At 68.0% G+C, this 10,427-nt stretch carries 11 protein-coding genes; 7 read left to right on the top strand and 4 right to left on the bottom strand.

Annotated elements, in window-relative coordinates:
* Positions 1-119 precede the first annotated feature (119 nt).
* Positions 120-563 carry a D-aminoacyl-tRNA deacylase gene (dtd, locus tag Q0C59_RS00515; protein WP_291210310.1) on the top strand — a complete coding sequence of 148 codons (444 nt, stop codon included), beginning with the start codon at positions 120-122 and terminating at the stop codon, positions 561-563.
* Here the strand turns inward: dtd and ybeY are convergent.
* Genes ybeY through Q0C59_RS00500 form a run of 3 tightly spaced genes read right to left on the bottom strand, consistent with a single transcriptional unit; the run spans position 560 to position 2,413 of the window.
* Entirely contained in the window at positions 560-1,015 is a 456-nt protein-coding gene (ybeY, locus tag Q0C59_RS00510) for an rRNA maturation RNase YbeY (protein ID WP_291210307.1), read from the bottom strand. The genes dtd and ybeY overlap by 4 nt on opposite strands.
* Positions 1,015-1,422: an MliC family protein gene (locus Q0C59_RS00505; RefSeq protein WP_291210304.1), complete on the bottom strand. Its 408-nt coding sequence runs from the start codon at positions 1,420-1,422 to the stop codon at positions 1,015-1,017. The genes ybeY and Q0C59_RS00505 overlap by 1 nt, the downstream gene beginning before the upstream one ends.
* Before the next feature lie 10 nt (positions 1,423-1,432).
* The gene (locus tag Q0C59_RS00500) at positions 1,433-2,413 is read right to left on the bottom strand and encodes a PhoH family protein (RefSeq protein ID WP_291210302.1); all 981 of its coding nucleotides are present in this window, start codon (positions 2,411-2,413) and stop codon (positions 1,433-1,435) included.
* A 35-nt stretch (positions 2,414-2,448) separates the two neighbouring features.
* Here Q0C59_RS00500 and ruvA point away from each other — a divergent pair, with 35 nt between their 5' ends.
* From ruvA to Q0C59_RS00475, 5 genes are read left to right on the top strand one after another with little or no spacing between them, the layout of a single operon-like run.
* Entirely contained in the window at positions 2,449-3,027 is a 579-nt protein-coding gene (gene ruvA, locus Q0C59_RS00495) for a Holliday junction branch migration protein RuvA (RefSeq protein WP_291210299.1), read from the top strand.
* 6 nt (positions 3,028-3,033) lie between these two features.
* Positions 3,034-4,092 (top strand): Holliday junction branch migration DNA helicase RuvB, encoded by a 1,059-nt coding sequence (gene ruvB, locus Q0C59_RS00490; RefSeq protein WP_056267842.1) that lies wholly within the window; start codon positions 3,034-3,036, stop codon positions 4,090-4,092.
* Positions 4,093-4,105: 13 nt separating this feature from the next.
* A complete protein-coding gene (locus Q0C59_RS00485; protein WP_291210292.1) occupies positions 4,106-5,398 on the top strand; it encodes an efflux RND transporter periplasmic adaptor subunit in 1,293 nt (430 codons plus the stop codon).
* A 9-nt stretch (positions 5,399-5,407) separates the two neighbouring features.
* Positions 5,408-6,634 carry an FtsX-like permease family protein gene (locus tag Q0C59_RS00480; protein WP_291210289.1) on the top strand — a complete coding sequence of 409 codons (1,227 nt, stop codon included), beginning with the start codon at positions 5,408-5,410 and terminating at the stop codon, positions 6,632-6,634.
* 4 nt (positions 6,635-6,638) lie between these two features.
* Positions 6,639-7,361, top strand: a complete 723-nt coding sequence (locus Q0C59_RS00475; RefSeq protein ID WP_291210287.1) for an ABC transporter ATP-binding protein — start codon at positions 6,639-6,641, stop codon at positions 7,359-7,361.
* 15 nt (positions 7,362-7,376) lie between these two features.
* Here Q0C59_RS00475 and Q0C59_RS00470 read toward each other — a convergent pair whose 3' ends face one another.
* Positions 7,377-9,104, bottom strand: a complete 1,728-nt coding sequence (locus Q0C59_RS00470; RefSeq protein WP_291210285.1) for a lysoplasmalogenase family protein — start codon at positions 9,102-9,104, stop codon at positions 7,377-7,379.
* A 102-nt stretch (positions 9,105-9,206) separates the two neighbouring features.
* On the opposite strand from Q0C59_RS00470, the gene Q0C59_RS00465 reads away from it, so the two are divergent.
* Entirely contained in the window at positions 9,207-10,259 is a 1,053-nt protein-coding gene (locus tag Q0C59_RS00465) for an SPOR domain-containing protein (RefSeq protein ID WP_291210281.1), read from the top strand.
* Positions 10,260-10,427: the final 168 nt, after the last annotated feature.

The following is a 10,427-nucleotide window of genomic DNA, read 5'->3' as shown; positions in this document are numbered from 1 at the left end:
GCTGCCGTGCGCGCCAGCGTGGAGCAGGCGCTCATGAGCGCGGTGCCGGGGCTGCGAGCGACGATTCAGTTATTGCCCAGCGATGTGGAAGCGCACTTTGACGATGAAAAGGATCTGATTTGATTTCTGTACTGCAGCGTGTGAGCGAAGCACGTGTCGAAATCGACGGTGAGACCGTCGGCTCGGTGGGCCAAGGCCTGCTGGTGCTGCTGTGTGCCGAGCCCGACGACACCGAGGCCGTGGGCGAGAAGATGCTCGCCAAGATCCTGAAGCTGCGCATCTTTGGCGACGCCGCCGGCAAGATGAACCTGAGCGTGCAGGACATCGCAGGCGGCTTGTTGATCGTGAGCCAGTTCACCCTGGCGGCCGACACGAAGAGTGGCAACCGGCCCGGCTTCACCGCGGCAGCGCCGCCTGCGCTCGGGGAGTCGCTTTACGACGCGTTCGTGAAGGCCGCGCGTGCTGCGCACCCGGTGGTGCAGACCGGCCGTTTCGGCGCCGACATGAAGGTGCACCTGGTCAACGACGGGCCGGTGACCATACCCCTGCAGATCAAGACCTAGAGGTAAGGGTCCGGCTGGCCCAGGCCAGCGAGGATTTCGGTCTCGCGCGCTTCCATCGCTTCAGCATCGGCTTCGCTGGTCTCGTGGTCCCAGCCTTGCGCGTGCAGGGTGCCGTGCACCAGCAGGTGCGCGTAGTGCTCGGCCAGCGGCTTCTTGAGTTCGGCCGCCTCGCGCGCCACCACCGGCGCGCACAGCACCAGGTCGGCCATCACCAGCGGTTCGGTGGCGTAGTCGAAGGTCAGCACGTTGGTGGCGTAGTCCTTGCCCCGGTAGTCGAGGTTGAGCGCCTGGCCTTCGTCGGCTCCGACGATGCGCACGGTGATCTCGGCGTCGGCGTCCAGCGCGTGGCGGATGCAGCGCGCGACCCTGTGGCGCGGCAGCGCGGCGCGGTGGGTGGCGGCGTCGCGCAGTTCGCCGAACTGCAGCGAGAGGGTGAGCTTGGGCAAGGCCATCAGCGTTTGGCCGGTTGGGCGAAGCAGTTGGACAGCAGGGTTTGTTCCTGCGCCGTGTGGTCGGCCGCCAGGAAACTCAGCTCACCCTTCATGCCTTGTGTGTACCAACGCAGGCTGTTCTGTTCGTCGAGCGCAATGAAGCGCACCCCGGTGGTGGCGCGGCGGCCTTGCAGCATCACCGTGCGGCCGTTGAAGTGCAGGGCGGCAAAGGCGTTGCCATTGCTCAGGTTGAGGTAGACCAGTTCGATCTCGGCCCCGCCGTCACAGCGGTAGTTCACTGCCTGGCTGCTGAAGACCAGCGATGGTGTGGCCGGCGCGGCTGCAGGCGGCATGCCTTGAGCGGCGGCGGCCCATGGCAGCACGGCCAACAGGCTGGCGAGCGCTCGGATGATGGATGTCGAGAGCATGCAGTTCACCTCAGGCCGCCTTGCGGCGTGTGCGTTTGGCCGGCGCCGCGTCTTCCACGTGGGGCGTGCGCGCGTCGTAGGCGTCGACGATGCGGGCCACCAGCGGGTGGCGCACCACGTCTGCGCTTGAAAGGCGCGTGATGGCGATGCCCTGCACGCGCTTGAGCACACGCTCGGCGTCGATCAACCCGCTGAGCTCGGTGCGCGGCAGGTCGATCTGGCTCACGTCGCCGGTGATCACCGCCTTGGCGCCGAAGCCGATGCGGGTGAGGAACATCTTCATCTGCTCCACCGTGGTGTTCTGCGCCTCGTCGAGGATCACGAAGGCGTGGTTGAGCGTGCGCCCGCGCATGAAGGCCAGTGGCGCGATCTCGATCTGCTGGCGTTCGAAGGCCTTTTGCACCTTGTCGGCACCCATCAGGTCGTACAGCGCGTCGTACAGCGGGCGCAGGTACGGGTCCACCTTCTGGCCCAGGTCGCCCGGGAGAAAGCCGAGCTTTTCACCGGCTTCCACGGCAGGGCGGGTGAGCACGATGCGTTGCACCGCGCTGCGTTCCAGCGCATCCACCGCGCAGGCCACGGCGAGATAGGTCTTGCCGGTGCCGGCCGGGCCGATGCCGAATGTGATGTCGTGCGTGGCCATGTTCTCGAGATACCGCGCCTGGTTGGGCGTGCGCCCGCGCACTTCGCCGCGCCGCGTCTGCATGGCCAGGGCGCCGTCACCCGGGTCTACCAGCGCGGTGTCGCCGCTGAGCATCAGCTGCACCTGCTCGGGCGGAATGGGTTTCTTCGCCATTTCGTACATGGCCTGCAGGGTTTCCAGCGCCTGGTTCACCTTGGGCTTGGTGCCTTCGATGCGGAACTGCTCGAAACGGTGTGCCACCTTCACGTTCAAGGCCGCCTCGATGCTGCGGATGTGGGTGTCCAGGGGGCCGCAGAGGTGACCCATGCGGACGTTGTCGGGCGGGGAGAAGGTGTGTCTGAGAATCAAGCCGATAATCCCGTGAACCAAGGAAGAAGCGCCCAATGATAGGCAAGTTGACCGGCACCCTGCTGGAGAAAAACCCACCCCAGATCCTGCTGGACTGCCACGGCGTCGGTTACGAGGTTGATGTGCCGATGAGCACCTTCTACAACCTGCCCGGCACCGGTGAAAAAGTGGCCCTGCTCACCCATTTTGTGGTTCGCGAGGACGCCCAGATTCTCTACGGCTTCGCCACATCGCCCGAACGTGAGGCCTTTCGCCAGCTCATCAAGATCAGCGGCGTGGGTCCGCGCACCGCGCTATCGGTGCTCTCGGGCATGAGCGTGGGCGATCTGGCCCAGGCCATCAGCGCCCAGGACAGTGGCCGCATCATCAAGGTGCCCGGCATCGGCAAAAAGACCGCCGAACGCCTGCTGCTCGAACTCAAGGGCAAGCTCGGTGCAGACCTCAACCTCACCGGCGGTGGCCCGGCGCAGAGCGACGTGCAGAGCGACATTCAGCAGGCCCTGATGGCGCTGGGCTACAGCGACAAGGACGCCGCCGCCGCGCTGAAACCCCTGCCCGCCGATGTGGGTGTGAGCGAGGGTATCAAGCTCGCGCTGAAGGCTCTTGCCAAGTAAAAAAAGATGAGCATCCAGACCGACGACTTCGCCCCGGCGCCGCGCATGGTTTCCGCCGCGCCGGCTTCGCCCAAGGAAGAGGCGATCGAACGCGCGCTGCGGCCCAAGCTGCTCGACGAGTACGTGGGCCAGGTGAAGGTGCGCGAGCAGCTGGAGATCTTCATTGGCGCGGCGAAGAAGCGCAACGAGGCGCTGGACCACGTGCTGCTGTTCGGCCCGCCGGGCCTGGGCAAGACCACGCTCTCCCACATCATTGCGCAAGAGCTGGGTGTGAACCTGCGCCAGACCAGCGGGCCGGTGCTGGAAAAACCCAAGGACCTGGCCGCGCTGCTGACCAACCTCGAAGCGAACGATGTGCTGTTCATCGACGAGATCCACCGGCTCAGCCCGGTCGTCGAAGAGATCCTGTACCCCGCGCTGGAGGACTACCAGATCGACATCATGATCGGCGAAGGGCCGGCCGCGCGCAGCATCAAGCTCGACCTGCAGCCCTTCACGCTCGTGGGCGCCACCACGCGCGCCGGCATGCTCACCAACCCGCTGCGCGACCGCTTCGGCATCGTGGCGCGGCTGGAGTTCTACACCTCCGAGGAGCTGGGCCGCATCGTCAAGCGCAGCGCCGGGCTGCTGAACGCCCCCATGGACGAAGAAGGGGGCTTCGAGATCGCCCGCCGCTCGCGTGGCACGCCGCGCATCGCCAACCGGCTGCTGCGCCGCGTGCGCGACTTCGCCGACGTGAAGGGAACCGGCAACATCACCAAAGACATTGCCAACCGCGCGCTGGCCATGCTCGATGTGGACCCGCAGGGTTTTGACCTGATGGACCGCAAGTTGCTCGAAGCCGTGATCCACCGCTTCGACGGCGGGCCGGTGGGGCTGGACAACATCGCCGCCAGCATCGGCGAAGAACGCGACACGATCGAAGATGTGATCGAGCCCTACCTGATCCAGCAGGGCTTTCTGCAGCGCACGCCGCGCGGGCGCATCGCCACCCTGGCGGCCTACCGGCATCTGGGCGTGGCCCCGCCCACCACCGACAACGGGCTGTTCCAGCCCGGCAACTGAGTCCTTTTCTGCCATGACCCTGTCTTCCGCTCAACGCCGCTGGGGATGGGGTGCCGCAGGCGTGTTGCTGCTGCTCGCTTTCTGGGCCGGCTGGCTCTGGCGCCACCCCAAGGTGGATGCGGTCGAGCTGCAAGCGGCACCGCTGGTGCGCAGCCTGCAGTTTTCGGCCCGCGTGGCCACCCTCTCGCGGGTGGAGATCGGCAGCACCATCACCGGGCGGGTGCAGGCTGTGCTGGTGGAAGAAGGCGCCCGCGTTCGCCGAGGCGACGTGTTGTTGCGGCTGGAGTCGGATGAGCTTGCTGCTGCGCTGACCCAGGCGGTGGCGGCCGAGCGCCAGGCCTCGGCGCGGCTGGCGGGTTTGCGCAGCACCGGGCGCACATCCGCCCAGGCCGCGCTGGCCCAGACCGACGCCACCGTGCGCGCCGCCCAAGCCGAGCTCACACGCACGGAACAGTTGGTGGCGCAAGGCTTCGTGAGTGCCTCGCGGCTGGACGAAGTGCGTCGCACGCTGGAGGTGGCCCAGGCCCAGCAGACCAGTGCGCGCGCGCAGACGCGGGCCAACGAAGAAACCGGCTCCGATCTCGTGCAGGCCCAGGCCCAGCTTGCCGTGGCGCAGGCCACCACCGAGGCGGCGCGCGCCCGGCTGGCCCAGACCACGCTGGTGGCACCGGCCGATGCGCAGGTGCTGCTGCGCGAGGTCGAGCCCGGCCAGATCGTGCAGCCCGGCAAGGCCTTGCTGGGTCTGGCGTTGGCCGGTCCCACGCAGATTGTGGCGCCGGTGGACGAGCGTTTCCTGGACCAGTTGCAGACCGGCCAGATCGCACGCGTGGTGGCCGACGCGTTTGCCGGCCAGCCGCTGGCCGCGCGGGTGCTGTCGATCGCCCCGTCGGTCGATGCACAGCGCGGTGCCATCGAGGTGAAGCTCACGCTGGATGCGCCTGCACCGGCTTTTCTGCGCGAAGACATGACGGTGTCGGTCGAGGTGGAAACCGCCCGGCGAGACAAGGCGCTGGTGTTGCCGCTGGCCGCCTTGCGCACCGCCCTGCCCGACGGTTCGGCCACTGTGCTGGTGAGCGAGGCGGGCGTCGCGCGCAGCCGCACGGTGAAGCTCGGCCTGCGCACGCTCGACGCCGCCGAAGTGATCGAGGGTCTGGCCGAGGGTGACGAGGTGCTGATCGGTGGGGACCCGAAGGTTGACGACCGTGTGCGCGTGCGACCGGTGCCCTGGCAGCCGGGCCAGCGCATGGCGCCCGGTGCGGCTGCGCCCGACGCTGGCGCTGCGCTGACCAACGCCATGGGCCGCTGAGCACACCCCATGAGTGCCTGGCTGGGATTTGAACGCCGCGTGGCACTGCGCTTTCTGCGCGAAGGGCGCATGCAGACCCTGCTGATCATCGTGGGCGTGGCCGCCGGGGTCGCCGTGATCGCTTACATTTCCGCGCTGATCAGCGGCCTGCAGACCAACACCTTGAACAAGACGCTCGGCGCGCAGGCCCACATCACGCTCAGCGCACCCGACGACGTGGTGGCACCGCCCGCCATCAGGGCCGCAGGCACGACCACCCTGACCGAAGCCCAGCCGCGCGCTCAGCGCCTGCGCTCGGTAGCCAATTGGCAGGCGCTGGTGCCCCAGCTTGAGCGTTTGCCCGGCATCGCGTCCGTCTCGCCCATGGTGGCCGGGGGTGCGCTGGCGCTGCGTGGCGAGGCCACGCAATCCATCTCCTTGTTCGGGGTCGATCTGGACCGATACGACCGCATCGTCGGCCTGCGCAACAAGGTGGTCAGCGGCACCGCGCGCCTGGCCCCGGGCGAGACCGTCGTGGGGCGTGATCTCGCGGCCGATCTGGGGGTGCGTGTGGGCGACCGCCTCACGGTGCAGACCAGCAACGTGAGTGAATCGGTGCGGGTCACTGCGCTGGTGGACTTCGGAGTGAAGGAGCTCAACCGGCGCACCGTGATCGTGCCCCTGCGGGCCGCGCAAAGCCTGCTCTCGCTGCCCGGTGGCGCCACCACGATCGACCTCACGGTAGACGACGTGTGGGCCGCGCAGGGCCTGACCGAAGACCTGCGCCGCCAGCTGCCCTACCAGCTGGAGAGTTGGCAGGAGAGCAACGCCCAGCTGGTGTCGGCCCTCAACGCGCAGTCGGTCAGCACCAGCCTCATTCGCGGTGTGGTGCTGGTGGTGGTGGTGCTGGGCATCGCCAGCGTGCTGGTGGTGTCGGTGGTGCAGAAGCGCCGCGAGATCGGCATCTTGCGTGCCATGGGCGCCACGCGCGGTCAGGTGCTGCGGGTGTTTCTGGTGCAGGGCGCGGTGGTGGGGGCGGTGGGCTCGGTGGTGGGGATCGCGCTGGCCGTGCTGATGATCTGGTTGTTCACCACCTTTGTGCGCGGCGCCGACGGGCAACCGCTGTTCTCCATTTCGCTGCCACCCCTGCTGGCGCTGCAAGTGGCCGTGCTGGCCACGGTATGCGGCGTGCTCGCGGCCATTGCGCCGGCGCGCCGCGCGGCGGCCATGGACCCTGGCCAGGCGATCCGGATGTGAGCCCATGACCGCCCCGACCAACCCGGTGCCCCTGATCGAACTCAGCGAGGTGCGCAAGACCTACAACGCCGGCATGCCCAGCGAAGCCGAGGTGCTGCATGGCATTGGCCTGCGCGTGATGCCGGGCGAATTCATCGCGCTCATCGGCCCGTCGGGTTCGGGCAAGAGCACCCTGCTCAGCATCATCGGCCTGCTCGAACGCATGAGCTCGGGCACCTACCGTTTTCAGGGCGAAGAGGTGCAGGGGCTGGACGACAACGGCCTGACCATGCGCCGGCGCAACAAGCTCGGCTTCGTGTTCCAGTTCCACCACCTGTTGCCGGCCTTCACCGCGCTGGAAAACGTGACCATGCCCGCGCTCATGGCCGAAGGCCGGGTGAGTGCGGCACAGTTGGCCAAGGCGCGTGAACTGCTTGATGCGGTGGGCCTGGCCCAGGCCATGGACAAACGTCCCTCGCAGCTCTCGGGCGGCATGCAGCAGCGCGTGGCGATCGCCCGCGCGCTGGTGATGGAGCCGCCACTGGTGCTGGCCGACGAGCCCACCGGCAACCTGGACACGGCGTCCTCCGACGAGGTGTTCGTGCAACTGCGGCGCATGCACGCCGAGCGCGGCGTGTCCTTCGTCGTGGTCACGCACGACCCGCGCCTGGCGGCGCGCTGCGACCGGCTGGTGGAATTGGTGGACGGCCGCACTGCGCGCGACGAGGCCACGCCCGTGGCTGGCTGAGCAGGAGCCAGGCCGTCAGCGTGGGTCTGCGGCAGGCCTGGCTCGAAGCATGTTTCGCACGATCAGGATCTGCGCCGCGTAGTAGGTGCTCAGCACCCAGACCTGCGACATCGGCAGCGGCGACACAAACTTGTTGATCGCGAGCAGGGTGTCGCTGAGCATGAAGAAGACCGCGCCCACCGCCACACCGACGGCTGCGGCGTTTCGCTGCACGGTGGCGCGGCCGATGGCCTGTGCCGCCATGAGCGCGATCACCAGCACGTAGGCCGCCACCGGGGCGCGCAGCGCGGTGGGCAGCCCGCCCTGCCACAGGAATGTGTACATCGCCACACCGACGCCCAGCGTGGCGGCGAGCGCACGCCGGCTCGAAAACCACGGGACACCCTGGCGGAACAGCGCGATGTAAGCCAGGTGCGCCAGCAGGAAGGCCACGAGTCCTGGAATGAAGTAACCGGGGAACATCAAAAATGCGTCGCCCGCCAGCGACAGGGCCAGCGCTCCCAGCAGCAAACCGCCGGATCGCTGCAGGTCACCCCACCCGCGTACATGGCCCAGCACCACCGCCATCGCGACCAGCATGGTCAGCGGCTTGAACACGCGGTGCAGGTCCACCCAGCCCAGTGCGGCGCTGGCCATGGACAGTGCAGCACATTCGATCAGCATCGCCTCGCCCATGCCGATGCGCCCCTGCATCACCGCGCCGATGGCCCACAGCGCCACCACCAGCACGGCGAAAACGACCGCGCTGCGCGACAGCGGCCAGCCATCGGCAAACCACAGGAAGCCGGCGACGCCCGCGAGCAGCAGGGCAAACTGCGCGCCGGCAAACCACTGCACTGTCGGCGTCATGGGTGGTGCGTAGCGCTGCACCTGCGCAATGTCGAAGGCCGGCACTGGAAAACGCGCAGCCACGTCGGCCGGCCGCCAGCCCGGTGGCTTGAACCACACGCGCAGCTTGTCGGCCCAGCGCCGGGTGTGCCACGAATCTTTGAGCAGGCCCCAGTACACCTCACCATTGGCCCACAGCGGGTCCCAGCTCTGCAGCGGCTTGCGGGTGCCGTAGACGCACTTCTCGTCTTCTTCCTTGAAGCTGCCGAAGAGCCGGTCCCACACGATCAGGATGCCGCCGTAGTTGCGGTCGAGGTAGCGGTCGTTCACCGCGTGGTGCACCCGGTGGTTGGAGGGGCTGCAGAACCAGCGGTCGAACCAGCCGAGCTTGCGGACCTGCTCGGTGTGCACCCAGAACTGGTAGAGCAGGTCGACCAGCGCAACGACACCGAACACCAGTGGCGGCACGCCGGCCACCGCCATGGGCAGGTAGAACACCCAGCCGACCAGGGCACCCGAGCTGGTCTGGCGCAGCGCGGTGGACAGGTTGTAGTCCTGGCTCTGGTGGTGCACCACGTGCGCGGCCCAGAAGAGGGCGGTCTCGTGTCCGGCGCGGTGCAGCCAGTAGTAGCAGAAGTCGTAAAAAACCAGCGCCAGCAGCCAGCCGGCCCAGGTGGTCCAGAAGGGGTGATCGGGCCAGATCGCCACCGCCGAATAGACGGCGGTGTAAATGCCCACGCGCAGCAACCGGGTGAACACCGCGCTGATCTGGCTGAGCATGCCCAGGCCGATGCTGCTGATGGCGTCGTCGAGGCGGTAGGTGTTGCGACGGCGCTTCAGTCCGATGGCGTATTCGACCGCAATCAGGGCAAAGAACACCGGCGTGGCCAGCACGATGATCTGACTGGGACTCATGGGCGTTTGTCGAGCGGGACGGTCTGCATGCGCGCATTGTGGACAGAAGCGAGCCTGCGCGGTGCTGGCAACAACCCGCATGCCGCGTGCCAGAATCGCGCCATGCCAGCCCCTTCGCAGCCCGCCGCGATCGCCCCGGAGAGCGCCACCATCGCGCTCTACCGGGCCGCTCTCGGCACGGTGAACGTCGGTCGGTACTTGCCAGTGTTCGAACGATTTGACGAAGAGGGCCGCGCCGGCCCCAGCTGGAACTGGGCGGCGGCGCTGCTCACGCTCAACTGGCTGGTGTTCCGCCAGCTCTGGGGCACGGCCCTGGTGTACGTGGCCGCGGTGGAGGGCCTGGTCTTGCTGGTGCTGGGACTGGGCCGCGAATGGCTGGCCAGGCCGTCGCTCGCGCAGTGGGGGTTTCTGGGTGCGATCCTGGTGCTGAGCTGCCTGATTCCCGGGGTGTACGGCAACGCCTGGCTGCACGCGGACACGCGCCGCCGCATGACCCGCGCCGTGCGCGAGGCCAAGACCGTGCGAGAAGCCTGCGCCGCCCTGGCGCAACGCGCGAGCAGCCGCAAACGCCTGCTGGGCCTGGTGGTCATCAACGGGGTGTTGGCGGTGGCTGCCGTGGGAGCCTACTGGGGCTTGTCCAGGTGGGTGGGCGACCGACCTGTGCTGCCCACAGAGGCGTTGTCCGAGGTGGTGGCGCCTGTGGAGCCAGCGCCTCTGGTCCCCGTGCCGCCGGTTGAGCCTGTGCCACCTGCCCCCACGGAGCCCGTTGATCCCCCGCCCGCGACACCACCCGCCCAACCCGTTGCCGATCCCGTGGCCCCGGAGCCCACGCCTGCGGTCGTGTCCGCACCCTTGGCGCCAGCAACAGTGCCGGCGCAGGTGCCGGCGTCAACGCCCGCTGCGCCGCAGACCCGCGCCGATCCGGTGCAGAGCCATGCCATCAACGTCGGCCTGTTCGCCGACGCCGGCAATGCCGATCGTGTGCTCACGCGGCTCATCGATGCCGGCCTGCCGGCCTACATCCAGGTCGTCGACTCACCCAATGGTCAGCGCACGCGCGTGCGCGTGGGGCCTTTTGCCAGCCGGGCCCTGGCCGACGACGCTGCGGCGCGCATCCGGGCGCTGGGGCTGGACGCGCTGGTGTTCCGCCAGTAAGCCAGGCATCAGCAGCCCTGTGCTACATTGCCAACCCATGCAAGCGCGCAACTTCTTTGCCTTTTACTTTTGGTTCTCTGTCCCTGGCGGACGAGAGGCGAGGCTGTAAGCGCATCACCGAATCTCGATCAAACCGCCGGAGCCCTCAGCCCGGCGGTTTTTTTTCGA

Origin of the sequence: Hydrogenophaga sp. (assembly GCF_022844385.1) — a bacterium.
GTDB lineage: Bacteria > Pseudomonadota > Gammaproteobacteria > Burkholderiales > Burkholderiaceae_C > Hydrogenophaga.
Note: the sequence above shows the minus strand (reverse complement) of the source record. Positions and strands in the feature narration are given on the sequence as shown.

Excerpts from the sequence above, each read along its gene's own strand:
- ybeY (WP_291210307.1), bottom strand. The coding sequence starts at position 1,015 with ATGGCCTTGCCCAAGCTCACCCTCTCGCTGCAGTTCGGCGAACTGCGC.
- Q0C59_RS00505 (WP_291210304.1), bottom strand. The coding sequence starts at position 1,422 with ATGCTCTCGACATCCATCATCCGAGCGCTCGCCAGCCTGTTGGCCGTG.
- ruvA (WP_291210299.1), top strand. The coding sequence starts at position 2,449 with ATGATAGGCAAGTTGACCGGCACCCTGCTGGAGAAAAACCCACCCCAG.
- ruvB (WP_056267842.1), top strand. The coding sequence starts at position 3,034 with ATGAGCATCCAGACCGACGACTTCGCCCCGGCGCCGCGCATGGTTTCC.
- Q0C59_RS00485 (WP_291210292.1), top strand. The coding sequence starts at position 4,106 with ATGACCCTGTCTTCCGCTCAACGCCGCTGGGGATGGGGTGCCGCAGGC.
- Q0C59_RS00480 (WP_291210289.1), top strand. The coding sequence starts at position 5,408 with ATGAGTGCCTGGCTGGGATTTGAACGCCGCGTGGCACTGCGCTTTCTG.
- Q0C59_RS00475 (WP_291210287.1), top strand. The coding sequence starts at position 6,639 with ATGACCGCCCCGACCAACCCGGTGCCCCTGATCGAACTCAGCGAGGTG.
- Q0C59_RS00470 (WP_291210285.1), bottom strand. The coding sequence starts at position 9,104 with ATGAGTCCCAGTCAGATCATCGTGCTGGCCACGCCGGTGTTCTTTGCC.
- Q0C59_RS00465 (WP_291210281.1), top strand. The coding sequence starts at position 9,207 with ATGCCAGCCCCTTCGCAGCCCGCCGCGATCGCCCCGGAGAGCGCCACC.